At 38.8% G+C, this 24078-nt stretch carries 27 protein-coding genes and 1 pseudogene; 26 read left to right on the forward strand and 2 right to left on the reverse strand.

From position 1 onward, the window contains the following. Both ACINWC743_RS19380 and ACINWC743_RS19385 read left to right on the forward strand, forming a co-directional pair. A pseudogene (locus ACINWC743_RS19380) lies at positions 1-349 on the forward strand (hypothetical protein); the annotation flags it as partial. After that, positions 349-1164: a hypothetical protein gene (locus tag ACINWC743_RS19385; protein WP_035301477.1), complete on the forward strand. Its 816-nt coding sequence runs from the start codon at positions 349-351 to the stop codon at positions 1162-1164. The pseudogene ACINWC743_RS19380 and the gene ACINWC743_RS19385, both read left to right, overlap by 1 nt. A 245-nt stretch (positions 1165-1409) precedes the next feature. Here the strand turns inward: ACINWC743_RS19385 and ACINWC743_RS19390 are convergent, their stop codons facing one another. Further along, positions 1410-2726, reverse strand: a complete 1317-nt coding sequence (locus ACINWC743_RS19390) for a peptidylprolyl isomerase (RefSeq protein WP_009586658.1) — start codon at positions 2724-2726, stop codon at positions 1410-1412. Further along, positions 2726-5191 (reverse strand): LPS-assembly protein LptD, encoded by a 2466-nt coding sequence (locus ACINWC743_RS19395; protein WP_009586645.1) that lies wholly within the window; start codon positions 5189-5191, stop codon positions 2726-2728. Before ACINWC743_RS19395 ends, ACINWC743_RS19390 begins: the two co-directional genes overlap by 1 nt. Before the next feature lie 119 nt (positions 5192-5310). Here ACINWC743_RS19395 and ACINWC743_RS19400 point away from each other — a divergent pair, with 119 nt between their 5' ends. The 24 genes from ACINWC743_RS19400 to cmk all read left to right on the forward strand — a co-directional run bounded on the left by ACINWC743_RS19400 (position 5311) and on the right by cmk (position 23985). Beyond that, positions 5311-6327, forward strand: coding sequence for an aminoglycoside phosphotransferase family protein (locus tag ACINWC743_RS19400; protein WP_009586646.1), 1017 nt, complete (start codon positions 5311-5313; stop codon positions 6325-6327). Beyond that, on the forward strand, positions 6324-7013 hold the full coding sequence (gene murU / locus ACINWC743_RS19405; protein WP_009586655.1) for an N-acetylmuramate alpha-1-phosphate uridylyltransferase MurU: 690 nt from the start codon (positions 6324-6326) through the stop codon (positions 7011-7013). Before ACINWC743_RS19400 ends, murU begins: the two co-directional genes overlap by 4 nt. Positions 7014-7099: 86 nt before the next feature. Then, positions 7100-7732, forward strand: a complete 633-nt coding sequence (gene rsmG / locus ACINWC743_RS19410; RefSeq protein WP_004831002.1) for a 16S rRNA (guanine(527)-N(7))-methyltransferase RsmG — start codon at positions 7100-7102, stop codon at positions 7730-7732. A 24-nt stretch (positions 7733-7756) separates the two neighbouring features. Next, the gene (locus ACINWC743_RS19415) at positions 7757-8539 is read left to right on the forward strand and encodes a ParA family protein (protein WP_004831001.1); all 783 of its coding nucleotides are present in this window, start codon (positions 7757-7759) and stop codon (positions 8537-8539) included. Next, positions 8536-9426 (forward strand): ParB/RepB/Spo0J family partition protein, encoded by an 891-nt coding sequence (locus ACINWC743_RS19420; RefSeq protein WP_004831000.1) that lies wholly within the window; start codon positions 8536-8538, stop codon positions 9424-9426. The genes ACINWC743_RS19415 and ACINWC743_RS19420 overlap by 4 nt, the downstream gene beginning before the upstream one ends. Positions 9427-9460: 34 nt before the next feature. Continuing rightward, positions 9461-10093 (forward strand): MotA/TolQ/ExbB proton channel family protein, encoded by a 633-nt coding sequence (locus ACINWC743_RS19425; protein WP_004830999.1) that lies wholly within the window; start codon positions 9461-9463, stop codon positions 10091-10093. 20 nt (positions 10094-10113) lie between these two features. Then, positions 10114-10536, forward strand: coding sequence for an ExbD/TolR family protein (locus tag ACINWC743_RS19430; protein WP_009586635.1), 423 nt, complete (start codon positions 10114-10116; stop codon positions 10534-10536). Between the two features lie 3 nt (positions 10537-10539). Beyond that, a complete protein-coding gene (gene msbA / locus ACINWC743_RS19435) occupies positions 10540-12270 on the forward strand; it encodes a lipid A export permease/ATP-binding protein MsbA (protein ID WP_004830996.1) in 1731 nt (576 codons plus the stop codon). A gap of 3 nt (positions 12271-12273) precedes the next feature. Further along, positions 12274-13290 (forward strand): tetraacyldisaccharide 4'-kinase, encoded by a 1017-nt coding sequence (gene lpxK / locus ACINWC743_RS19440; protein ID WP_005029269.1) that lies wholly within the window; start codon positions 12274-12276, stop codon positions 13288-13290. A 4-nt stretch (positions 13291-13294) separates the two neighbouring features. Continuing rightward, on the forward strand, positions 13295-14056 hold the full coding sequence (kdsB, locus tag ACINWC743_RS19445; protein WP_009586647.1) for a 3-deoxy-manno-octulosonate cytidylyltransferase: 762 nt from the start codon (positions 13295-13297) through the stop codon (positions 14054-14056). 37 nt (positions 14057-14093) lie between these two features. Continuing rightward, entirely contained in the window at positions 14094-15074 is a 981-nt protein-coding gene (locus ACINWC743_RS19450; RefSeq protein WP_009586649.1) for a DNA polymerase III, delta' subunit, read from the forward strand. 26 nt (positions 15075-15100) lie between these two features. Further along, positions 15101-15442 (forward strand): PilZ domain-containing protein, encoded by a 342-nt coding sequence (locus tag ACINWC743_RS19455; RefSeq protein ID WP_004830992.1) that lies wholly within the window; start codon positions 15101-15103, stop codon positions 15440-15442. Positions 15443-15469: 27 nt separating this feature from the next. Continuing rightward, positions 15470-16243 carry a TatD family hydrolase gene (locus ACINWC743_RS19460; RefSeq protein WP_009586659.1) on the forward strand — a complete coding sequence of 258 codons (774 nt, stop codon included), beginning with the start codon at positions 15470-15472 and terminating at the stop codon, positions 16241-16243. Positions 16244-16327: 84 nt separating this feature from the next. Next, a complete protein-coding gene (locus tag ACINWC743_RS19465) occupies positions 16328-16942 on the forward strand; it encodes a TetR/AcrR family transcriptional regulator (RefSeq protein WP_004830990.1) in 615 nt (204 codons plus the stop codon). 5 nt (positions 16943-16947) lie between these two features. Next, complete coding sequence (locus ACINWC743_RS19470; protein WP_009586651.1) at positions 16948-17514, forward strand: prepilin-type N-terminal cleavage/methylation domain-containing protein; 567 nt, start codon at positions 16948-16950, stop codon at positions 17512-17514. Further along, complete coding sequence (gene gspI, locus ACINWC743_RS19475) at positions 17501-17884, forward strand: type II secretion system minor pseudopilin GspI (RefSeq protein WP_009586653.1); 384 nt, start codon at positions 17501-17503, stop codon at positions 17882-17884. Before ACINWC743_RS19470 ends, gspI begins: the two co-directional genes overlap by 14 nt. 2 nt (positions 17885-17886) lie before the next feature. Continuing rightward, a complete protein-coding gene (gspJ, locus tag ACINWC743_RS19480; RefSeq protein WP_005029252.1) occupies positions 17887-18540 on the forward strand; it encodes a type II secretion system minor pseudopilin GspJ in 654 nt (217 codons plus the stop codon). Continuing rightward, positions 18533-19504: a type II secretion system minor pseudopilin GspK gene (gspK, locus tag ACINWC743_RS19485; protein WP_004830985.1), complete on the forward strand. Its 972-nt coding sequence runs from the start codon at positions 18533-18535 to the stop codon at positions 19502-19504. Before gspJ ends, gspK begins: the two co-directional genes overlap by 8 nt. Before the next feature lie 225 nt (positions 19505-19729). Then, positions 19730-20326, forward strand: a complete 597-nt coding sequence (locus tag ACINWC743_RS19490) for a 6-pyruvoyl trahydropterin synthase family protein (RefSeq protein ID WP_009586637.1) — start codon at positions 19730-19732, stop codon at positions 20324-20326. 74 nt (positions 20327-20400) lie between these two features. Next, positions 20401-21114 carry a uracil-DNA glycosylase gene (ung, locus tag ACINWC743_RS19495; RefSeq protein WP_004830983.1) on the forward strand — a complete coding sequence of 238 codons (714 nt, stop codon included), beginning with the start codon at positions 20401-20403 and terminating at the stop codon, positions 21112-21114. Beyond that, positions 21111-22232 carry an enoyl-CoA hydratase/isomerase family protein gene (locus tag ACINWC743_RS19500; protein ID WP_004830982.1) on the forward strand — a complete coding sequence of 374 codons (1122 nt, stop codon included), beginning with the start codon at positions 21111-21113 and terminating at the stop codon, positions 22230-22232. Before ung ends, ACINWC743_RS19500 begins: the two co-directional genes overlap by 4 nt. A gap of 6 nt (positions 22233-22238) precedes the next feature. Beyond that, on the forward strand, positions 22239-22763 hold the full coding sequence (tadA, locus tag ACINWC743_RS19505) for a tRNA adenosine(34) deaminase TadA (RefSeq protein WP_009586640.1): 525 nt from the start codon (positions 22239-22241) through the stop codon (positions 22761-22763). An 86-nt stretch (positions 22764-22849) separates the two neighbouring features. Further along, positions 22850-23284: an SRPBCC family protein gene (locus ACINWC743_RS19510; protein ID WP_004830980.1), complete on the forward strand. Its 435-nt coding sequence runs from the start codon at positions 22850-22852 to the stop codon at positions 23282-23284. An 11-nt stretch (positions 23285-23295) separates the two neighbouring features. After that, on the forward strand, positions 23296-23985 hold the full coding sequence (gene cmk / locus ACINWC743_RS19515; RefSeq protein ID WP_004830979.1) for a (d)CMP kinase: 690 nt from the start codon (positions 23296-23298) through the stop codon (positions 23983-23985). The last annotated feature ends 93 nt before the right edge of the window (positions 23986-24078 follow it).

Genomic DNA, 24078 nt, shown 5'->3' on the forward strand with positions numbered 1-24078 from the left:
TACTGAGCAAGTTAGAAGTATATTTAAAGATGCCATCGAGGTGGATGGTGTACTCGTGGGTGCTTATCCTATGCATGATGAGATCAGGGATAAGTTTCGTGCAGAAACAGGGGTGAGTTATAACTTTACAGCGGACTGTAATGACAATCAACAAGGTAAATATTTTTATATTGAGCTAAGTACCAGTTTTAATGATCCTGAAGTGATTGATCATATGTATTTTTATAATTATTTTGACATAATTAGTGATGAAGAAAAAGAAAGACAACGGAAAGAGTTTTGTGAAGGTCCGGATAGAGATGATCCTATTATTGGGGGAGGATGTGAAAATTATCCTTTAAAAAAATAATGCATATATTTCAAAAAAAACTAGCGCTATTTCTCCCCCTTTTACTGTGCATTAGTTGTAGTAATGGTCAGTCTTCGACAAAACAAGACGTTGAAACAGAAGGTTTTATAAAGAAAATAAATCCACAACATCAGTTTAAGGTCCATGGCTGTGCGATTAATTATAATGGTACGGATTTATATATGAGTTCAGGCGTTGAGCCATGGCTTAAAGCTTTAGGTAAAAACTATCGGGTTGTCGAAAGTGTAGATCCAATTAATCGAATTAATATTTATATATATGATGATATCGGTGTTCGTTTGGTTGAGCGAATAGCGGATAAACAAATCGATAGTTTTAGGTTTCGTTTAGAGCGCCCAGCACATGATATTCGTAAAGAAACAGATGCAGAAATCGAAGAAGAGTTAAAAAAACCAGATACTGAGCAAGTTAGAAGTATATTTAAAGATGCCATCGAGGTGGATGGTGTACTCGTGGGTGCTTATCCAATGCATGATGAGGTCAGGGATAAGTTTCGCGCAGAAACAAGCGTGAGTTATAACTATACAGCGTACTGTAATGACAACCAAAAAGGCGAGTCTTTTGGCATTGAATTAAGTACAAGTTTTAATGATCCAGAAGTGATTGATCATATGTATTTTTACAATCATTTAGATACTATGACTTTGGAACAAAAGAAACAATTAGGTCGTAGAACAGATGAAAACGGACGTGAGATTTGTGGAAGTTATATGGATATAAAAACAATGTCTGTTGTTCCAAGTTATTGTACGAAAGAAGAATTAGAAGATGAAAAGAAACAACAGTCAAAATAAAGGAAAAGAAGCCGCTATTTAAGGCGTTCACATTGGCATTTTTATGGGTATAGTATGATAGAAAAAATCAGCGCTATGATTTCAAGCTTTTACCTGCAATCATGATTGCAGGTAGTCCAAAGAATTAGATTTCATGATTCAGTAACGGGTTTGTTTTAGCCACTATTGTCAAGCCTCAGTTCAAAATATTGATTTTTCTTAGGGCATAAAAAAACCAGTGCAAAGCACTGGTTTTTATTTGATACTTAATTTTGATTTTTCTTTGGATCTAAACTTGGATCTTTAATTTCAATATAAGTATTGGCACGCAACTCTCTTAACCAACTGTCATATTCTGATTCAAATTGGCGTTCCCCTAAAATTTGACGAGCCATACGTTTTTGATATTCAGAAGTCATATCTTGTTGACGTTTGCCAGTGACTTGCAGGATATGCCAACCAAATTGGGTTTCGAATGGTTTGCTGATTTCGTTGACTGTCGCACTTTGCATCATTTTATCAAATTCAGGGACCATCATGCCTGGGCTGACCCATCCTAAACTACCACCATCACGCGCTGAACCAGGGTCATTCGAATATGTTGATGCAAGTGTTGCAAAATCTTCACCCGCTTTGAGACGGTTATAGATACTCTCAATCATTTGTTTAGCGTTTTCAGGGCTAACTACTTCGGAAGTTTTAATGAGAATATGACGAGTTTCAAACTGTGGAACAAGTGCTTTTTGCTCATTTGATTTCTTTTCAAGTAGTTTTAAAACATGAATACCATCTTTCGCTTGGACCAACTCAGTGGTTTGTCCTGGTTCAAGAGAGCTTACTCGGGCAGCAAGTTCAGTTGGGATTTCTGAAAGTGGGCGAAAGCCCATGTCCGCACCATCTACTTTGATTTGAGCCGTGCTGAATTTTTTCTCTAAACTTTTTACATCATCTGTGCCTTTTAAATCAGTACGAACAGATTTGGCAACTGCCTCAAGTTCATCCGCAGGGGCATTACCTGATATACGCATATGTAGGACATGTGCTTGGCTTCCAACAGCAGCTTGACCTTCAGGTGATTTTAAAAAGTTTTCAACATCAAGATCGGTAATTTTAATACGAGACATGACTTGTTGTTGACTGAGACGCTGAATCAATAAATCTTCGGAAACACGATCACGTAATAATTCATATGTTCCGGGCGCAACGCTATCTAGCTTTTGTTGGAAAGCTTCTAAAGAATTAGAACCGGACTGTTGAGCGACTTTAAGAACAGCTTCATTTAAGCTTTTTTCATCAGCTTTTAAACCATATTTTTTCACTTGCTCAAGTTGTGCGTCATGGGTGATAAGCTGATTGAGCACTTGCTGTTGCAAAATAATTTGCGGCGGGAGTTCTTTTTTTTGTGCTTGGAACTTATGTGCAGCTTCAGCAACGCCTTGGTCTAAATCGCTTTTTAAAATTGCTGTAGAACCAACAATGGCAATGATTTGATCTTTCGGTGCTGCATAAACCGATAATGATGTAGAGATGAGTAAAGCTAAGGTTGATGCTTTAAATAGTTCTTTAAATTTTTGCGTCTTCATTAATGAGTCCAAGATTGATTAGCTTTATCAAAACCTAAAATACGATTTTGAAGTAATGAACTTAACTTGTTGTTCAAACCACCTAGTCCTTTGAGTGTGATTTCAGCCATAACTGCGCGTTTCGGCTTGGTATCTGGGAGAGAAACATCATCTAGATCATTGAAGTAAGAACGACCATAGACCGAAATTCCCCAACAACAAGATTCATAATTCACACCTAATAGATATTCGCGTGCAACATGATTGTCAAGGTCATATTGAACATGCCCCATAATACGCCAGTTATCTTTTACTGGTTGTATAAATGATGCAACTGCTTGATCGTATTCTCGTTGGCGATCAGGAAGGTTGTTTCTATAAAAATATCCAACGTTGTATAAATTTCCTTTTTCACCTGTGTAATACATTTGGAAGTCATGTTGTGCGCTATCGCCATTGGACATCCAAGCTGAATTGGTGCTTACAGTAAATTTTTGCGAAAGCTGACTCGAAATGCTGATCACAGGACCAGTGTGTTTTTCTTTATCCAACTCATCTGTATTGTTGAGTAAAGTAACTTTACGATCATCAAAATAATAACTTTGTCCAATACTGGCTCTTAAGCGTTCTAAACCAACCGTATCAAATAGACTATAACTTACTCCGAGTGACAAGAAGTTGTTATCTTCTAGGCGGTCATGACCGTAAAAACGGTAAGGGCTAAACAATTGATCATAATTGATTGATGCACTAGTCGAATCAAAGTTTGGATAACCCGTTTGATTTTTATACGGTGCATAAGCATAGAATGCGCGAGGAGTAATGGTTTGAAGGAACTTACCATCTTTTTCAAAGGTTAGCCCAGTGTCCAAAGTAAACTGAGGAACAACCACAGATTTATTTTTTGAATCTTGACTTTGGTTGTTAAGATTCAATTGATCCACAGTAGTTTGGTCATAGAATGTATTTAAACTACGGACAGAAACTTCTGGAATGACGAATGACCACGGATTACGGAAGTTATAACGTGTCGCAAACTGATTATACAAACGTGTACCGCTAGGTTGGTTGCTATAATCAGCATCATTAATATCTTTTTTGAAATATGCAGTATCGTTGTTAAATTCGTATTCCCAGCCTTGATAATCGCCACCTACATAATTGAGTAGAAACTGCGGTAGACGAGCATAAGGTCTGTCTACATCTTTGACTGTTTTATCTAAGGTTTGGAAATCTTCAACTTTTAATTGAGCTTTTAAACCAGGAATACCGTGGTTGTAGTTGAGTTCCCAAGCGCGTCGTTGATTCAGTTCGGTACGCGAGTTTGGATTGCTGTCTAAGTCCGAAAAAAAGTCTTTATCAGACACATAGTTATATTCTAGATTGGTCGACCATTGTTTATCGATATTCCATCTATGTAGAAAATGTAAGTCCTTACGATCTTCATCATCGTAGCCACGATCTGAAGGCAAGTAACTCCCCCAAATACTACCCGCACCAAAATTCTCGGTTAAATAACGGAATTCGCCTTGAGCCATTAGACCACGGTCTGTAATGAGTCGAGGAGTGATGGTCGCATCATAATTCGGCGCTAAGTTTAAATAAACTGGAACCGCAAGTTCAAAGCCACCGTCGTTGGTAAACCCGAAGTTTGGACTAATGATCCCCGTGGTACGACGATCATCAATTGGGAAATTGAAGTAAGGAACAGCAAGTACAGGAACATCTTTTACATATAATTTGGTACCACGCGTTACACCGCGCCCAGTTTCTTGATCGAGCTCAATCTTATTGGCTTGGATTTTCCAAGTTGGTTTCTGGTCAGGTGGGCATGTACTATAACTGGCATTTTCTAGTACGATATTTGTTGGTGATGTTCTTTCAATTTTTGCTGCATGACCATGCGCATGTGTTATTTCAGCAATATAAAAACTATTGTTTAATTGCCCAGTTTCATCTTTTAGGTTGTAATCAATCTGATCGCTTTGCGCAATGATACCGCCTTGCGCCATTTGTACATTGCCTTTTGCTTTTGCAAAAGTTTGTGTTTTATCAATGGTTACTTCATCTGCGCGAATCATTCGCCCAGATTGATCAATCATGACATCTCCAGACAACACAGAGTCGCCATTTGGATTGTAGTAGGCTTGATCAGCAGTAATGACAGATGAAGCTTCTTGAGGGTCAACTGTTTTTGCCTGAGTGCTAAATGGAGTAACCCAAACCCCTTCACAGTAGCGATTACTTGCATTGTTTTCATCACGTACTTGGGCTTCAGGCGCGTTTTTGTCTACATAGTATTGTTCAAAAAAGTTTTGACCAGGGTAACTCTCTTTAATCGTAGCATTTAATTGCTTGTTATTCACTTTGGAGACAGCTGCTTCAGAAACAGAGGTTGTCGATTCAGCATAGCTGGATACTGAACTTCCACAAAGAAGTGTCAAAATAGCAGTCGCTAAAGGATTAAATTTAAACTGATGCTTCATTTGTCTCATTAACCAAATATGCTAATCGCAATTAATTATTGTCGCATCATAGAGAAAAAGTTGATAAGTAGCTACACTTAGCACTTCAAAAATTCAGCCTGAATTAGATTAAATTGCAAATGAATACACAACGTGAACACTTGATACAAACATGGATAACATCTGTACTCAGTTCAGATCAATTTGAAATCAATTTTTTAGCAGGCGATGCGAGTTTCCGTCGTTATGCACGAATTACTTTGAATAATAAAACATTTATGCTGATGGATGCACCTCCTGAGAAGGAAGATTGTCGTCCTTTTGTTGCGATTGATGAATTCTTTGACTCAAATGGTGTCAGAGTTCCGCATATTGTCGCAAAAGATCTACAACAAGGTCTGTTATTGCTTGAAGATTTTGGCGATGTTCTGCTGTCTACACAATTAAATGAACAAACAGTAGACGCACATTATGCGCAAAGTTTTAAACAGTTGGTGCAATTGCAATCAATTGAAGGTAAAGCGCATCTACCCGCATATGCTTATGAAAAGTTAATTTCAGAAATGGAGTTGTTGACGGATTGGTTATTGCCTGCTTTAAACATTCAAGTGAGTCAAGAAGAGCAAGCTTTAATCAAACGAACTTTTGCAATATTGGCAAATGCTGCTTTGGCACAGCCACAAGTGATCGTTCACCGAGACTTTCATAGTCGCAACTTGATGATTCTTGAAGGTGAGGTTGAACAGGGTATCATCGATTTCCAAGATGCTGTGATTGGTGCGGATACCTATGATTTGATTTCAATTACCCGTGATGCTTATGTGCAATGGAATCCTGAACGTGTGTATTCATGGTTTAAAATGTTCTATGCGCTTTTACCTGAATCAGCGAAACATGAGCGTAGTTTTGAGCAGTTTAAACAAGATGCCGATTTGATGGCAATTCAGCGTCATATTAAAATTTTAGGTATTTTTGTGCGTTTATTTGAGCGTGATGGAAAATCAGGTTATCTCAAAGATTTACCACGCGTAATGTGGTATTTACTGGAAGAGTCTAAACCGTATGCGGAATTGCAACCGTTTATGAACTTTATACATACAAGAGTTTTGCCTAAATTTGAAGACAAATATGGCAAATATGAGGTGGTTGCAGCATGAAAGCAATGATTTTAGCTGCAGGGTTAGGCAATAGAATGCGTCCTTTAACCTTATATAAGCCAAAACCTTTATTGGAGGTGGGAGGCAAAGCACTTATTGTTTGGCATATTGAAAAATTAAAAAAAATAGGTGTGACTGAAATTATCATTAACTCTGCATGGTTGGCAGATATTTTGATTGGTACATTGGGAGATGGTGCTCAGTTTGGTGTAACAATTCGCTGGACCAGAGAGGATGAGGGTTTGGAAACCGCAGGAGGCATTATCAATGCTTTGCCTTTGTTGGGCGACGAGCCTTTTATTTTAATCAATGGTGATGTTTGGACCACATTTGATTTCTCAGCCTTACTTGATGTGAAACTTGATAAAGATTTAGCACATTTGGTTTTTGTTACAAATCCTGAACAGCATCCTGAGGGTGATTTCACTTTGTTAAATGGTCGAGCTTATACTTTTGATCAAGAACAGCTTGGTGAAAATTTAACCTATAGTGGTGTCGCTATCATCAATCCTAAAATGTTTGATGGTTTGGAACATGGTAAACGACCATTGGCTCCATTGCTCAAACAAGGCATGTTGGATGGCAAGATTTCTGCAGAAAAGATGCAAGCGGCATGGTTTGATGTAGGGACTCCTGAGCGTTTAACCGCCTTAGATTTGCAAATTAGACAGGGTGTATATGTTTAACTGCATATTAACTCATCGTTAACTACTGTTCCACGGGCTAGAAATCGGTATACTTTCAGCTAATTTTTTAGAGATGTTATTCGATCATGCATCCATTTTTTCAAGAGTTAAAGCAAGGTAGCTTAAAGCTTGGCTTAGAACTGACTGATGAAGCTTTAGAATTGTTATTGCGTTATCAAGATGCACTCGTCCTGTGGAACAAAGCATATAACTTAACCGCAATTCGTGATCCCAAAGAAATGTTGGTTAAACACTTGTTGGATAGTTTAAGTATTTTAAATGATTTACCTCAAGGTCGTTTGTTAGATATCGGAACAGGTGGTGGTATGCCTGGGATGATTATTGCATTGTGTCAGCCAGCGCGTCAGTGCGTGTTGCTTGATTCGAATGGTAAGAAAATTCGTTTTCTGAAACAGTTTATTGCAGATTTAAAATTAAAAAATGTTGTTGCGGTGCAGACGCGCGTAGAAAATGAAGACAGTATCAATGACCTTGGGCAGTTTGATGTGATTACCAGTCGTGCATTTGCTTCATTGACTGATTTTGTCGCCGCCTCAAAGCCTTATATGCATGAGAAAAGCATTATTGCTTCAATGAAAGGGTTGGTGCCTACAGAAGAAGTGGATGCACTGAAAGATCATTGGCAATGTGATATTGTAGAGTTGCATGTGCCGCGATTAGATGAACAACGTCATTTACTTTTATTAAAACAGATCTAAAACAGACAAAGGATTGGGGTTACCATGGCTCAAATTATTGCTATCGCAAACCAAAAAGGTGGCGTCGGTAAAACCACAACAGCCGTAAATTTGGCTGCCTCTTTGGCAGTATTGAAAAAGCGTGTTTTATTGGTCGATATGGACTCTCAAGGCAATGCCACAATGGGGTCTGGAATTCAAAAAAATGATTTATTGTATTCAGTTACTGATGTGTTGCTGAGTGAAGTTCCAATTGAAACAGCGATTACTAAAGCTGAAGTCGGTTATAAAGTTTTAGGTTCAAATCGTGATTTGGCTGGTGTAGAGCTGGCAATTGCAGAACAAGAAGGGCGTGAATTTATTTTACGTAATGCTTTGCAACAGATTGAAAAAGACTTTGATTACATTATTGTCGATTGCGCTCCAAGTCTCAGTTTGATTACAGTAAATGCACTGGCTGCAGTTGATGCTGTCATTATTCCAATGCAATGTGAGTATTATGCACTGGAAGGTCTTGCAGATTTGACACAAACCATCGATAAAATTCAACAAGCGCTGAACCCTGAGTTGGAAATTATTGGGGTGCTTCGAACCATGTATGATGCACGTAATGCATTGACTCGTGATGTTTCTGCCGAACTTGAACAGTATTTTGGCAAAAAACTTTATGATACAGTGATTCCGCGTAATGTGCGTTTGGCTGAAGCGCCAGCACATGGTTTGCCGATTATTTATTTTGAGAAAAGCTCTAAAGGTGCAATTGCATATTTAAATTTAGCAGCTGAAATGTTGAAAAAGAGTAAAGTGAAAAAAGGAAATAAAGCATGACCGTTAAAAAAAGAGGCTTGGCTAAAGGTCGTGGCTTAGATGCATTATTAGGTTCAATCCAAAAAGAAAAATTACAGCTTGAAGTTCAAGCTTTGGATCATGGTCAGTTAAAACAGATTGATGTCAATCAATTAAAACGTGGTGCATATCAGCCGCGTCGCTTTATTGATGAGCAAGACCTGCAAGAGCTTGCGGCTTCGATTAAAAAACACGGTGTTATGCAGCCGATAGTGATTCGTCCAATTGAGAGTGCTGAAACACCTTATGAAATTATTGCGGGTGAGCGACGTTGGCGAGCTGCACAGTTAGCGGGTTTAACAGAAATCCCCGCAATTGTTCGTGATTTGACTGATCAGGTTGCGATTGCATTGGCATTGATCGAGAACATTCAACGTCAAGATCTTAATCCTGTAGATCAAGCTTTGGCTTTACAGCGTTTCCATGATGAATTTGGTCTAAGCCATCAAGAAATTGCGGATACAGTAGGTAAGGCACGTACAACCGTGAGTAATTTATTACGCCTATTAAGTCTTGATGATGAAATTAAAAATCTGATGCAACAAGGCTTATTGGATATGGGGCATGCGCGTGCCATATTGACCTTGAAAGCCAAAGATCAATTACAAATTGCCAAAATGGTAATTGATCGCAACTTATCAGTTCGTCAAACTGAACAGCTGGTACGTGATTGGAATACGCCTAAACAGGAAAAATCTAAAGACCCACTTGCACCTGATGTGCAGCAATTGACGCAAAAACTTTCGGAACGTTTCAGCGCCAGTGTAAAATTAGATTATAACAAGCAAGGCAAAGGGAAGTTGGTCATCAGTTATAACTCGCTTGATGAGTTGGATGGTATTTTAAATATCTGTTTAGCAGAACAATAATTTTTTCATGATTGATTAATTTGGGGAACTAAAGATGTGGGAACTTGTTAAAGCCGGCGGTTGGTTAATGCTGCCATTGGTTTTATGTTCGATTTTTACAGTTGCAATTTCGATCGAGAGATTTATACGACTAAAACGATCTTTAGTTCTGCCTAAATCATTGATGCTGTATAAAGGACGAGATATTGATGAGGTTCTAGATGTTTTGGAACAGGATCAATCTGCGCGCCAATCAGCATTGGGGTATATTTTTAAAGATGCCGTGGATGCTTATTCTCAAGGTGAAGAATACGCGCGCGCGCAAATGGAAGTGACAGCTTCACGTGAAATCGGATATTTAGAAAAAAACATCAATTTCTTGGGGACTTTAAGTGCTGTTGCACCTTTGTTGGGTTTGTTGGGCACAGTGATCGGGATTATCGAGTCATTTTTAGTGATTGATTTGGGTTCAACTGCAAATCCAACCATGATGATTCCAGGTATATCAAAAGCGTTGATCACAACAGCCGCTGGGATGTTGATCGCAATTCCTGCTCTATTTGCTTATCGTTATTTTCAACGTTTGGTGCAGGAATATGTGGCTGAATTAGAGCAACAATCAACATTATTTCATGCAGCATTATTTTTTCAAAAACACCTTGAAAGTGCACAACGAAAAGCAGGTTAAGGCTGAGCTGGAGGTGTTTTATGAAATTTAAACGAAGAATGGTTGAAGATATTCATATCAACCTTACCCCATTGATCGATTGTTTGTTGTTTATCTTGGTGATTTTGTTATTGACCACCACTTTTAATCAACAGAGTCGTATCAATTTGTCTTTACCTGATGCGCAAGGTGTTCCGCCAAAAGAATACAAAAACAAGATTGAAGTCATGGTAGACTCGACAGGTCATTATGCGGTAAACGGTCAGGCACTTTCGAGTAAAGAGTCTGCTGATTTAAGTACTGCGATCAAACAGGCAGCCAATGATAAACGTGATTTAATGTTTGTCATTGCCGCTGATGCGAAAGCCACTCATCAAGATGTTATTCGAGTAATGGATGTCGCAGGACAACTGGGTTTCGTCAATATCAATATCAGTACTAAAGTTCCATCTCGAGGTTATTAATTCGTGAATCAAGATTTTAAGGTTTATATTCGCCTATTGGCATATTTGAAGCCATATTGGGGGGCAGCCTTACTCGTTATTGTCGGATTTGGAATAAATGCAGCCACTGAAGTCTCAGTTGCTAAGTTACTCAAATATATTATTGATGCGATTCAAAGCGGTAGCCGTAGTGATCTCGATTGGTTTCCTGCATTAATTATTTTGCTTATTTTCTTTCGCGGTTTAGGTTTATTCATGGGCGGGTATTTCACCGCTGTGATTTCCAGAAGTTTGGTGTTTAGTATACGCCAAGAAATTTATGCCAAACTGCTCAAACTGCCTGCACAATATTATCTTGATAACTCATCAGGTCATATTACTGCAAAGATTATGTATAACGTTGAGCAGTTAACGGCAGCTTCATCAGAATCACTGAAAACATTGGTTCGAGACGGTACGATTACACTCGGTTTATTGGGCTATTTACTTTATACCAATTGGCGTTTAACACTGTGTATTTTTATCTTTATGCCCATTATTGGTCTGCTGGTACGTAAAGCATCTAAGCGTATGCGTAAACTATCGATTCAAGTGCAAAATACCATGGGTGATGTTAACCATATTGTGCACGAAACAGTAAGCGGTAATGCTGTTGTTAAAAGCTTTGCTGGTGAGGATAGTGAACAAGCTCGTTTTTACAAGTCATCCCAAGAGAATTTAAGACGCGGCTTGAAAATGGTCGTGGTGCAGAATTTAAATAGCCCACTTGTGCAATTGGTGATGTCGTTTGCATTGGGGATTATTATTTGGTTGGCATTACGTCCGCAAATTTTGGGTGATACTTCAGCGGGCGAGTTTGTTGCTTATATCACTGCAGCAGGTTTGTTGGCAAAACCAATTAAAAACTTAACAGATATCAATGAGAAATTACAGCGTGGTATGGCTGCTGCATATTCAGTGTTTGAGGTTTTAGATTTACCACAAGAAGAAAACACGGGTACAAAGACTCCTGAGCTACAAGGCAATATTAAATTTGAGCATGTTGATTTAACCTATAAAAATAATGTCAAAGCAATTGATAATTTATCATTAGATATACAATCAGGACAAACTGTCGCACTGGTTGGTCGTTCTGGGGCTGGAAAATCATCACTTGTTAATATGTTGGTGCGTTTCCAAGAAAAAAGCGCAGGTGAAATCTATTTAGATGATTTACCGATTTGTGATATTGAATTGACATGTTTACGTTCGCAAGTTGCGATGGTCAACCAACAAGTGGTTTTGTTTGATCGAACTGTTCGTGAGAATATTGCCTATGGTCAGTTGGAAGCAGCCACAGAAGAGCAAGTAATAGCTGCTGCAAAAGCGGCATATGCACATGATTTTATCATGGCATTGCCAAAAGGCTATGATACGCCATTGGGTGCGCAGGGGCTTAGCCTATCAGGAGGGCAACGTCAACGAATTGCGATTGCACGTGCACTTCTTAAGAATGCGCCTATTCTTATTCTGGATGAAGCGACCAGTGCTTTAGACAATGAATCTGAGCATTTCATTCAGAAAGCCTTTGATGAAGCAATTTTAGATAAAAATCGAACAACGATTGTAATTGCGCACCGTCTTTCGACTATTGAAAATGCAGATAAGATTGTGGTTATGGATAAAGGGCGTATTATAGAACAAGGTAGCCATGCTGAATTGTTGGCAAAACACGGCGCTTACTATCAGTTACATGAACGCAATTTTGAGGAATAACGGATGTCTCTCGCGCAAATCATTCAAGATGCTTGGAATAAACAATCCAAGTGGTTGATTGTACTGCGTCCGTTGTCATGGCTATATCAATTTGGTTTTGTTCTCAATAAACAGTTGTATCAATTTGGACTCAAAGAAACGTATAAAGCTCCAGTCCCGGTGATGATCATTGGAAACATCACTGTAGGTGGAAGTGGGAAAACTCCACTTTTGATTCAGTTGGTCAAATATTTACAACTTAATCAGGTTCGTGTCGGTGTGATTAGTCGTGGTTATGGGGGTAAGGGTCCATTTCCTGCACTGGTAACATTAGATTCCTTACCTGAAGCGGTGGGTGATGAGCCTTGTTTGATTGTGCAATCGACTGATGTGCCTATGGTGGTTGGCGCAAATCGCCGTGCAAGCATTGAGCTGTTGCTTCAGCGTTATGATTTGGATTTGATTATTAGTGATGATGGTTTGCAGCATTGGGCATTGCAACGACAGATTGAATGGATTGTTTTAGATAATAATCGAGGCTTAGGGAATAAAAAAATGCTTCCCGAAGGTTATCTGCGAGAACCAATCAGTCGTTTAAAGCAAAGTACAGTGATTGAACATGCGCAACAGCCACATTCACCATTGAACATGCATTTAGAGGTTGCCGAACCTTATTTGTTAAATCCTTTTTTTGATCAAGCTGAAGCTTTTGACCCCACGCTCGATTATTATGCGGTGGTGGGTATTGGGTTCCCACAGCGATTCTACAATACTCTGGAAAGTATTGGTGTGAGCCAATTTCAATGTCATGAATTCCCAGACCATCATGATTATGAAATTGATGATTTACAATTTGAAGATGCAAATCCAATCATTACGACTGAAAAAGATGCGGTGAAATTACTGGCTTTATTAAAAGATCATCCTGAATTTAATCGCGAAATTTGGGTGGTTCCTGTCGGTGCAGTACTCTCAGAAGAATGTTATTTGCTCCTTAATCAACAACTCTCTCAGCTTGGTATTGATCTAATACAAGGTTAATTTGATGAAACATATTGTTATTCCTGCACGTTTTTCGAGTACACGTTTACCTGGAAAGCCACTTTTAGAAATTCATGGTCGTGCAATGATTCTGCGTGTCGTTGATCAAGCAAAAAAAGTTCAGGGGTTTGATGATCTGTGTGTAGCAACAGATGATCCACGTATTGCTGAGATTTGTCGTCAGGAGGGTGTGGATGTGGTGATTACAGATCCTAATCATCCATCGGGTACTGATCGTTTGAGTGAGGTTGCTCGAATCAAAGGTTGGGATGCAGATGATATCATTGTCAATGTGCAAGGCGATGAACCTTTACTCCCTGCACCATTGGTCATTCAAGTCGCAACACTGCTTGCCGAAAATCCACAATGCTCAATGTCAACGCTATGCGAACCCATTCATCAGCTTGAAGAGTTCCAGCGTGAAAGTATTGTTAAAGTGGTCATGTCAAAGTTTAAAGAAGCGCTTTATTTTAGTCGTTCACCGATTCCGTATGAACGTAAAACTGAACAACTGAATGATCAAACATTACATCAATCTGCATATCGACATTTAGGTTTGTATGCGTATCGGGTGAAATTGTTACAAGAATATGTGACTTGGGATATGGGTACTTTGGAGCGTTTAGAGAGCCTTGAACAATTACGTGTTTTAGAAAATGGACATCGTATTGCCATAGATATTGCACAAGTCAATTTACCGCCAGGTGTGGATACACAAGCAGATTTAGATCGTTTAAATGCCTTAGATGTTTCTGTTTTTAAATAATTTATATTTAAGCTATTTATTTTTAGGTCTTTAATTTATGGATGTATCAAGTTCTCAGGTTTACCCTTGGCAACAACAAACATGGGATACACTGACTACACGTTTTCCCAAATTAGGACACGGTCTGCTATTTTATGGTAAAAAGGGCTGTGGCAAAGATGCTTTTGCACAGCATTTTTTGTCATGGGTTTTATGTTTAAATAAGACGCGACAAGGTGCTTGTGGTGAGTGTAGCAGTTGTCAGTGGTTAAAATCGGATACCCATCCAAATTATGTCAATATCACGACCGATGAAGAGAATAAGAAACAAAACGCGAAAATTAAGATCGAGAAGATCCGTGATTTACTACCATTTGTGCAACAGACAGTAGATGGTTGGCGCGTTATTGTGATTGAACCCGCTGAAGCATTAAATATTGCTTCAGCAAATGCATTATTAAAAACACTCGAAGAGCCTGGTGAACGGGTTTTGATTATTTTGTTGGCGGATCATTATCTAAAGCTTCCAGCAACAATTCGTAGTCGATTACAGCATTTTGCGATGGATCGAATTACTCCTATACAAACAGAGCAGTATTTACAGCAACAACTTCCTGTAGAAAAACATGCTCAAATTCAGTTGTTGATGAACTTATCTAACAATATGCCTTTACAAGCACAGTCCCTTGCAGAATTGGATTGGCTGAATCGGCGTGGGGAATTTTTGCAAGATTGGTTCAAACTGGTCAGTCAAAAAAGCATGCCAATGCAGTTTGCTTCAAAATGGAATAAAGAACTGAGTTTTTATGATCTGATTCAAATGTTTGAATACTTGTTGTCGGATATAATTTGTGTCAAGCTGAATCAAGTTGTCAAAAATTCAGATTTAGTGTTTTCAGAGATTGCGACACAATATGATTTACAAACACTGTTCTCGATTTATGAAAACTTACAACAAGCGAAACTCAAAGTTGATCAAAATGTACAAACAAATCTAATTATTGATCAACTCACCATTCAGTTAATGAATGTGACATAAAATTTGAATATTTAAGGGGAATAATCATGCAACCACGTATGGGCGGTTTGATTCAAGTGAACATCGCTGATCGAGCAACTTTGCAGGCAAGCTATATGCCATATATTTTAGGTGGTGGTTTGTTTGTACCTTCAAAAACCCCAGTCAAAATGGGTGATGAAGTTTTTGTACTTGCGGGCTTACCGGATCAATCACAAAAAATTCCTTTAACGGGTAAGGTGATTTGGATCACGCAAAAACAAAATGGTATGAAGCCTCAAGGTTTTGCAATTCAGTTAACTGGTGAAAAAGGCGTCTATTACAAAATGGAAGCAGAAAAACTACTCGCCGGGAGTATGTCTTTGGATCGTCCAAGCTTTACAATGTAAGCCAATTTAGAATATTTAGGAAAGCCTGTGTTTGTTGATACGCATTGTCATTTAACCATGTTAAATCTTGAACCTTATGCAGGCGATTTGGATCTAGCATTACAGCAGGCACGGGATGCAGGGGTCTCTAAATTTATGGGGATTTCTGTTGATTTAGATGACCATATTGTGCTTGCTGATATCGCCGCACGTCATGCCGATGTTGGTTATAGTGTTGGGGTGCATCCTTGTGAAGATCCAGAGATGATGCAGCGCGCAACTGTAGAAAAACTTGTAGAACTTTCACAAACTGAAAAAGTTTGGGCACTGGGTGAAACAGGGTTAGATTACTTTCACAGCACCGAATTTATAGAAGAACAAAAACAATGTTTCGCACGACATATCCATGCATCGCAAATCGTCAACAAACCCGTAGTGGTACATACCCGTTCTGCAAAGCATGAAACTGTCGATATTATACGCGCTGAAAAGTCAACGCATGGTATTTTGCACTGTTTTACTGAGGACTGGGAAACTGCTAAAGCTGTTTTGGATTGTGGCTATTACATTTCATTTTCTGGGATTGTATCCTTTAAAAATGCACAGGATTTAAGAGATGTGGCTAAACAAGTACCACTTGATCGTGTTCTAATTGAAACAGATAGTCCTTATTTAGCGCCGATGCCTTATAGAGTAAAGTCTAACGAACCTAAATACGTTCCCTATGTAGCCAAAGCCTTAAGTGATGTATATGATAAAACACTTGAGGAGATGGCTTTCATTACCACACAAAATTTTGAAAATCTTCTTCGACAAAAGTAAAGCGCCACTGATTGATAAAATCATGACTAGAAGTGCGTCAATTTATTAACGGATAGAATTAACAAGAGAGTTTATCGGGTGAAGATGGATCGACAGGCTCAATTTAGAGCAAGAGAAGCTTTAATTTTTCAGGTTGCTGAACAATTGCTTTTAGAAAACGGTGAAGCGGGGATGACATTAGATGCACTCGCTGCGGAACTAGATCTAGCGAAGGGAACACTTTATAAACATTTTCAGAGTAAAGATGAACTTTACATGCTGCTGATTATTCGTAATGAACGCATGTTATTAGAGATGGTGCGAGACACTGAAAAAGCTTTTCCTGAGCATTTGGCTTTTTTTATGCTGCACCATTTACATCATCCTGAAAGAGCGGTGTTATTTCATCAAATTGAAGAACGTTTATCGACTACAGGACAAGGGATTTATCACTTGTTTAATGAGCTTTATCAGGTTCGCAAACAACGCCTTCGTCTGATTATTCGGATGACGGAAAGTTATTTGGAGTCCATACATAGTTTGATGTCAGTACGTGATTATTTGGCTTCGATTTGGTCAATAACACATGGCGGTGCTGCAATACTGAATTCAAGTTTTTATCAACGTTATTTGGGTTGTCGAGATACTTTGCGTGTGGCTTTGATTGATCAAGCATTAGCGATTCCCAAACACCCACAAGCTTCAGAACAAGTGGCTTAACGGTTATGAAGCGTATGCCTACATCTCTCAACAATAAAGGTTTTACCTTGATTGAGGTGATGGTTGTCATTGTGATTATCAGCATTATCGCTTCATTGATTGTTTTAAATATTGACGGTGTTGATCAGCGTAAGGCGATGCAAGCACGTGAGATGCTATTGCTTGATTTAAAGCAAATCAATCGTGAAGCCAATGATCAATCCCGTATTTATGCTTTGGATTTTCATGCTGCAACCGATGTCGCTACCGCACAATATGGATTGGTCGAATATATTCCCATGCAGCAAGATCCAGTACAGCGTGTACGTGTGATTGATAACAAACCTTGGAAAGATGTTACAGATTTTACCCGCCGAAATTTGCCAGATCAGGTTTCATTTTCAATTCAGCCTCAAGAGCATCAGTTTCGAGATGCCAATAATGCGGATTTACTGGGAAATAATGCACCTAAATTGATTTGGTTTGGCAATGGAGAAGCAAAACCTGTCATGATTCAAATGTATTATCAACAAAAACCTGTAGGTGGTGTGATTCGCGTAGACTATTTAGGTAAAGTCGATGAAGAAAAATAAAGGCTTTACCCTTATCGAAGTGGTCGTGGCATTGGCGATCTTTGCTGTTGCAGCAATAGCTTTGACTAAAGTTGCGATGCAATATACCCAATCTACAGCCAATGCCATTTTACGGACCAAAGCACAATTTGTTGCACAAAATGAAATTTCAATGATGATGATTAACCGAGAGTGGTTAACTGGAACAGCTTCAAAACAGATCACGGCTCAAGGTGAAACATGGCAAGTGGATAAAAAAGCAGAGTCTACACTGAGTCCTGATGTGCAAAAAATCGATGTGCAGGTCAGTTTATTTAATACTGATACAGGTAAAGTGGAAGCAGGAATCACCAATATGGTGTTTTATAATTATCCAATCAAAGAAAAATAGTCATGAACGTCGTCCAAAATAAAAACAATAATACTGTCAAAATGCAGAAGAGATCAGGTTTTACTTTGATTGAGTTACTTGTCGCAATTGCTATTTTTGCGGTGCTTTCTGCCTTGGGTTGGAAGATATTTGATTATTTGATTAAGGTCAAAGATCGTAATGTGATGCACGAAGAGAATTTAGGGCAACTCCAAGGTGCATATCAACAAATTCAGCGTGATACATTGCAAATCGTGCCAATTTCAGCCCGAAGTGGTGAACAAGTTGAACCTGCATTGCGCTTAGATCGACAAAAACTATCATTTAGTAAAGCTGGTGTTACAGATCCTTTAAAGCAAGGTCTCTCACCTTATGAGCGAATAGAATACGGTTATGACCAGCAAGAGAAGAAACTATATCGATTAAAGTATTCCAATCTGAATAGAAATAGCTCGGAACAACCATTGTCGAGTGTCATGCTGACGGATGTAGATGCCTATCAAATTGAAATACTCAATCCAAATGAGTCAGATCGTTGGCCAAATGACTTAACTAAAAATGATAGCCAATTACCGCGTGGAATTAAAATGAAAATCACGATTCATGAAGTAGAATATGAGTGGATTTTTAGTTTATTGAATACTGATTTTTTGATAAAGAATAATCAAAATGGATAAATCATTTATACAATTCAAACCACAGCAAGGGATTGCCTTAATTACTATTTTAGTAATGGTGGCTTTGGCAACTATTATTGCTGCATCAATTGCAAAACATCAAAGCTATACCAATGAAAGCACAGGCTTTTTAAAACGTCAAAGCCAAGCCTTGTTCTATGCCAAAAGTGCAGAAGCTTTTTATTCTGAGATATTGGTTCAGGATAGTGAGAATGGGAAAGAGGCTGACTACCTTCAAGAAACATGGGCAAAACCCATGCCAGCCTTTCCAGTGGAAGATGGTTATGTCTCAGGTGTTTTGGAAGATGAATCGGGTAAATTCAATCTCAATAGTTTATTAAACACTGAAGCTAAGCCGAATGAGGCAGCACAGAAATATTTCTCTAAATTGTTGGTGCGTGTTGGTTTACCCGCGGATAACGTTCAGGCGGTTATTGATTGGCAAGATCCTGATAATGAAACGATCGGCGCAATGGGAGCAGAAACAAGCTACTATCAAGGTCTCCCTAAACCTTATTCTGCTGCAAATCGTAAATTTGCCAGTATTGAAGAGTTAAAGTTGGTGCGTGGTTTTGAAGGTACCAAATATGATTTGATTGCGCCTTACATATCAGCTTTACCAGACATCAATACGCGAATTAATGTCAATACAGCACCTGCCATGGTTTTGGCAGCAATCAATGAAAAATTAGATGTCAATAGCATACAAACTGCATTAAATGCACGCCAAGAAAAACTTGAGTATTTTGCCAATGTGGGTGATTTGATGAAAATATCACCCTTTGATAGTTTGGATGCAACGGAAAAAACAGAAGCAGACAAAATTTTTGGCGTGAGATCGAATTATTTTAAAGCAAAAATCGAAGTCTTATTAAGCAACCGTAAGCGTCAATTTACCAGTCATTTGTTACGAAATGATCAGTCGCAAGTGTTTGTATACTCACGAAGTTTGGCACCTTTTTAATTAAAAGATTAAAAGAATTATCTGTAAGTTTATTATTCTAAAAGGATTTTTAAGGTTGTAAAAAGGTTGGTTGAGATATTTTATTGAATTGGATAAGCTCAATCCAAGCCAAAAAAGGGGATTATCCTTTTAGCTAATTGTAATGAACGAGAAAATTAATGCTCAGGGTTCGAGTTTTGCTTTATAATCGAGTTTCTTAACCGCTTTGTTTATAAAATTTGGCTCATGTTAATTCGTAAGTTATTTAAGTTTGAAAATGCACATATTGTGCGTAATTGCACATCAGATCGTTGTAAGCGATCTATACATGGGCATAGCTATAAAGTTGAGTTATTACTGAAAGCTTCAAAACTTGATCATGGTCAAATGGTATATGATTTTGGATTGCTGAAAGGAATAATCAAAGAAATTTTTGATAGCTTTGATCATGCGATTTGTTTTTGGCAAGAAGATAGTCCTGAGTATATTCAAGCGTGTAAAACATTTAGTGCGCGTTGGGTGGCATTACCTGTTTCACCTTCAGCTGAGCAGTTTTCACGTGTATTTTTCTTTCTTGCGCAACAGGTTCTAAAATCAACCATTACCCAGAATGGTGAAGGTGATGTTGAGGTTTATTCTGTTATCGTGCATGAAACAGATACAGGATATGCGCAAAGCTTTCAGGAAGATATTGAAAGCACACAAATGGGACTGCTAAGTTTGGATAAAATTATTTTTTCTGAACAAGTTCAAGTTGAGTGGACAGACCCTGAAATGTATGAAAAATTGAAACAAGGTGTTCAATTTCAAAACCCTGAAGTGGATTTACAGGTTAAAATATAAATTGCGGTTTCAATCAAGAAATCCATTGAGATATAGATACGTTTTTAGGAAATTAAAATTTAGGATGAAAGTTGATGCAATTGTCTGAACTCGAACAAACAAAACTAAATCAAGTTCGGTTAGATCAAAGTTGGAAAGAAGGCTTGGCTGATTTCCTATTAAGTCAGCAAATGGATGATTTGCGTTCTTTTTTAGTGGCTGAAAAAAATGCAAACAAAACCATTTATCCACCAAGCTCGCTCATTTTCAATGCCTTAGACACGACGCCTCTTCCAAATGTAAAAGTGGTGATTCTTGGACAAGACCCTTATCATGGTCCTGATCAAGCGCATGGCTTGAGTTTTTCTGTACAAAAAGGGGTCGCATTACCTCCGTCTTTACGCAATATTTTTCATGAACTGAATACCGATTTAGGTGTTCCAGTCTCACGACATGGTGATTTGAGTAAATGGGCGCAACAAGGCGTATTACTGCTTAATAGTGTATTGACCGTAGAGGCTGGGCAACCTACATCACATCAGAAACGTGGTTGGGAAAATTTTACCGATCATGTCATTGATGTACTCAATGAGCGAAGAGAGCATATTGTGTTTATCCTATGGGGTGCATATGCTCAGAAAAAAGGACAACGTATCGATCAGAACAAACACCTCGTATTAAAGGCTGCTCATCCATCTCCATTGGCAGCAAATCGTGGTGGTTTTTTTGGTTGTAAGGTTTTCTCTAAAACAAATAATTACCTGAAACAACATGGCATTGAGCCAATCGACTGGCAGCTGGACGCATGACAAATTCTCCCGAAATAAATAACTATCACCCTGATTTGATTATCGAAGAAGCGCAAAATGGTTGGCGCATTATTCGGTTAAATCGCCCTAAATCGCTTCATGCGCTGGATGAATCCATCGTTGCAGCACTATTGAAGCTGTTTGAAGATTTTCATGATGATGATGCAGTCAAGGCAATTTGGTTAGATTCAACTACACCTAAGGCATTTTGTGCCGGTGGTGATGTGCGTAAGCTTCGTCAATTGGTGATTAACAATGAAGTCGAAACTGCCAATCAATTCTTTGAAACTGAATACGCTTTAGATTTATTGCTACATAACTATGCCAAACCTATTGTTGTTTGGGGTGAAGGTTATGTTATGGGTGGTGGTTTAGGCTTATTTATGGCTGCACCATTCCGTTTGGTGACGCCTTACTCTCGTTTGGCGATGCCAGAAGTGAATATTGGACTTTATCCAGATGTTGGTGCGACGCGATTCTTGGCAGATCGTGGTCCTATCGGATTATTTACTGGTTTAACAGGATCCATCATGACTGCTGCAGGTGGTTATGGAATCGGTTGGGCAACCCACATTTGTGATGCGCAACGTGATGTAGTGTTGCAAAAACTACTCGATATTGATTGGGATCATTATCCTGCTGGTGATTTCCGTGCTTTGGATGACACGCTAAATAGTTTACATCGCCCGGTTTCACCGGGTCCTCTACAAAACTCATTGGATGTAATCCATAGTGTTTGTCGTGGTGTAAACTTTGAACAAGATTATGAAGCGATCATTGGTTTAAGCGATGCACGCAGTGACTGGTTGCGCCAAGCCAGTGAGAACTTACAAAAAGGTTCTCCAAGTACTGCTGCAATTACATGGTTATTATGGCAATGGGGACGCCAAGTTCATTCTTGGGCTGAAGTATTTGAATTGGAAAAGCAAATTTCTGACTGGAAAATTCGTCATCCAGATTTTGTTGAAGGTGTACGTGCGCGTTTAGTTGACAAAGATCTGTCTCCAGAGTGGGAAAAGGTTGAATCAAGAACGTTAAAAGGCATTCTTGGACACAATCCGCCGAAAACGACTATTGAAAGTTGGAATGTACTATTGACTCAATATGGCATTATCTAGTCTAAAATGACTGAATTGCCGCAGCAAAATGTTGATGAAAAATGGATGCAACTTGCTTTAGAGCAAGCTGCATTCGCAGCTTCCCTTGGTGAAATACCTGTAGGTGCAGTCTTGGTGAGTCAAGGTCAATTAATTGGCATGGGCTTTAACCAACCGATTGCACAACATGATCCTACTGCACATGCCGAGATTCAAGCACTCCGGCATGCTTGTCTCAATATTCAAAACTACCGACTTCCTGAAGATACCACTTTATATGTAACACTTGAACCTTGCACAATGTGTGTAGGTGCGTTAATACATGCTAGGGTACATCGGGTTGTATTTGGTGCAGAAGAACCCAAAGCTGGTTCACTCATCAGTAGCCGAAGGTTGTTGGAGACGGGTTACTACAATCATATATTTGAATATCAAGGTGGATGTTTGCAGCAACAATGTTCACTTCAATTGTCTAATTTTTTTAAAATGCGTCGTGAACAAAAAAAACAATTAAAGCAACAACAAAAGACCTTAAATGACACATTAAAATGATCTAGAATACGGGTGTTTTTAATGACAATTGATATTGTCAAAAATAAGTGCGACAAAATATATGACCAGCATAAAAGGGTACAATAATGAATTCTATTCAAGTAAAACAAGAGTTTGATGCACCAGTTGAACAGGTATTTGACTTACTGTCGAAACATGCAACCTACAATGTGGCATTTGCGCCTGTACAAGTGGTACGTGTAAAAGATGCGGCTGATCCTGAACGTCCAGATGGATTAGGGTCGATTCGTCGTATGGGATTTGGTCCGATTAAACCAATTCAAGAGCAAATCACGTATCTAGATGTCAATAAACGTATCGAATATAAGTTGATTAAGAATCCACTCATCAAACACCATATTGGAATTATTGAGTTTGAAGAGCTTTCACCAAATAAAACCCGTGTTAACTATACGATCGAATTACAAGCACGTGCACCTTTTGTGAGTAAATTAATACTTGCACAGCTTAAACTAGCGATTACACTTGGCTTTAAGAAACTTGCAAAGTCTGTAGCTTAATTGGAAATACAATGACAATTCAAATTATCACGATTGATGGACCGAGTGGTTCTGGTAAGGGAACACTGGCAGCAAAACTCGCAGATCATTATCAATTTCATCTCTTGGATTCTGGAGCGCTCTATCGTTTGCTTGGGTTGTCGTTACATCAAAAAGCATTGTTGGATACTTTGGATGATGTGGATACACTTCAACAAAGCGTTACAATTGCAATGCATTTGGATATTGTGTTTAAGACGACTGAAACGGGTACAACTATTTTACTCGACGGGGAAGATGTGACCCAAACCATCCGTACTGAACGGGTGGGGGAATTTGCTTCAAAAGTTGCTGCAATTCCAGCGCTTAGGGCGGCTTTGGTTGAACGTCAGCATGCATTTGCTCAAATGCCTGGTTTGGTTGCAGATGGTCGAGATATGGCGACTTCGATCTTTCCACAAGCGCAAGCTAAAATATATCTCACCGCATCGGCTGAGTCCCGTGCAGCACGTCGTGTAAAACAGTTGCAGGGAATGGGGCTGGATGTTAAAATAAGCGACATTTTAGCTAATATACAAGCTCGAGATAAGCGAGATATGGAACGCGCAGTCGCTCCACTCAAGCCAGCAGTAGATGCTTATATCATCGATAGTTCGGAATTGAACATTGATGAAGTATTTAAACTGATGACTGATTATGTCGATACTCATTTAGCTAAGTAACGAATATTTAATTAAATATTAGCAAAAGCATAGCTTGATCAGTTTCATATGGACTATGTAGATGCTTAACTAAACCGGCCTTGTCTGATCCAA

Origin of the sequence: Acinetobacter sp. WC-743 (assembly GCF_000335555.1) — a bacterium.
Classification (GTDB): domain Bacteria; phylum Pseudomonadota; class Gammaproteobacteria; order Pseudomonadales; family Moraxellaceae; genus Acinetobacter; species Acinetobacter bereziniae.

Excerpts from the sequence above, each read along its gene's own strand:
- ACINWC743_RS19510 (WP_004830980.1), top strand. The coding sequence starts at position 22,850 with ATGAATTCTATTCAAGTAAAACAAGAGTTTGATGCACCAGTTGAACAG.
- cmk (WP_004830979.1), top strand. The coding sequence starts at position 23,296 with ATGACAATTCAAATTATCACGATTGATGGACCGAGTGGTTCTGGTAAG.
- murU (WP_009586655.1), top strand. The coding sequence starts at position 6,324 with ATGAAAGCAATGATTTTAGCTGCAGGGTTAGGCAATAGAATGCGTCCT.
- ACINWC743_RS19385 (WP_035301477.1), top strand. The coding sequence starts at position 349 with ATGCATATATTTCAAAAAAAACTAGCGCTATTTCTCCCCCTTTTACTG.
- gspI (WP_009586653.1), top strand. The coding sequence starts at position 17,501 with ATGAAGAAAAATAAAGGCTTTACCCTTATCGAAGTGGTCGTGGCATTG.
- ACINWC743_RS19425 (WP_004830999.1), top strand. The coding sequence starts at position 9,461 with ATGTGGGAACTTGTTAAAGCCGGCGGTTGGTTAATGCTGCCATTGGTT.
- ACINWC743_RS19455 (WP_004830992.1), top strand. The coding sequence starts at position 15,101 with ATGCAACCACGTATGGGCGGTTTGATTCAAGTGAACATCGCTGATCGA.
- ACINWC743_RS19465 (WP_004830990.1), top strand. The coding sequence starts at position 16,328 with ATGGATCGACAGGCTCAATTTAGAGCAAGAGAAGCTTTAATTTTTCAG.
- ACINWC743_RS19430 (WP_009586635.1), top strand. The coding sequence starts at position 10,114 with ATGAAATTTAAACGAAGAATGGTTGAAGATATTCATATCAACCTTACC.
- ACINWC743_RS19395 (WP_009586645.1), bottom strand. The coding sequence starts at position 5,191 with ATGAAGCATCAGTTTAAATTTAATCCTTTAGCGACTGCTATTTTGACA.
- ACINWC743_RS19420 (WP_004831000.1), top strand. The coding sequence starts at position 8,536 with ATGACCGTTAAAAAAAGAGGCTTGGCTAAAGGTCGTGGCTTAGATGCA.
- ACINWC743_RS19450 (WP_009586649.1), top strand. The coding sequence starts at position 14,094 with ATGGATGTATCAAGTTCTCAGGTTTACCCTTGGCAACAACAAACATGG.
- gspJ (WP_005029252.1), top strand. The coding sequence starts at position 17,887 with ATGAACGTCGTCCAAAATAAAAACAATAATACTGTCAAAATGCAGAAG.
- gspK (WP_004830985.1), top strand. The coding sequence starts at position 18,533 with ATGGATAAATCATTTATACAATTCAAACCACAGCAAGGGATTGCCTTA.
- ACINWC743_RS19390 (WP_009586658.1), bottom strand. The coding sequence starts at position 2,726 with ATGAAGACGCAAAAATTTAAAGAACTATTTAAAGCATCAACCTTAGCT.
- ung (WP_004830983.1), top strand. The coding sequence starts at position 20,401 with ATGCAATTGTCTGAACTCGAACAAACAAAACTAAATCAAGTTCGGTTA.
- ACINWC743_RS19490 (WP_009586637.1), top strand. The coding sequence starts at position 19,730 with ATGTTAATTCGTAAGTTATTTAAGTTTGAAAATGCACATATTGTGCGT.
- lpxK (WP_005029269.1), top strand. The coding sequence starts at position 12,274 with ATGTCTCTCGCGCAAATCATTCAAGATGCTTGGAATAAACAATCCAAG.
- ACINWC743_RS19500 (WP_004830982.1), top strand. The coding sequence starts at position 21,111 with ATGACAAATTCTCCCGAAATAAATAACTATCACCCTGATTTGATTATC.
- kdsB (WP_009586647.1), top strand. The coding sequence starts at position 13,295 with ATGAAACATATTGTTATTCCTGCACGTTTTTCGAGTACACGTTTACCT.
- ACINWC743_RS19415 (WP_004831001.1), top strand. The coding sequence starts at position 7,757 with ATGGCTCAAATTATTGCTATCGCAAACCAAAAAGGTGGCGTCGGTAAA.
- rsmG (WP_004831002.1), top strand. The coding sequence starts at position 7,100 with ATGCATCCATTTTTTCAAGAGTTAAAGCAAGGTAGCTTAAAGCTTGGC.
- ACINWC743_RS19470 (WP_009586651.1), top strand. The coding sequence starts at position 16,948 with ATGAAGCGTATGCCTACATCTCTCAACAATAAAGGTTTTACCTTGATT.
- ACINWC743_RS19400 (WP_009586646.1), top strand. The coding sequence starts at position 5,311 with ATGAATACACAACGTGAACACTTGATACAAACATGGATAACATCTGTA.
- tadA (WP_009586640.1), top strand. The coding sequence starts at position 22,239 with ATGACTGAATTGCCGCAGCAAAATGTTGATGAAAAATGGATGCAACTT.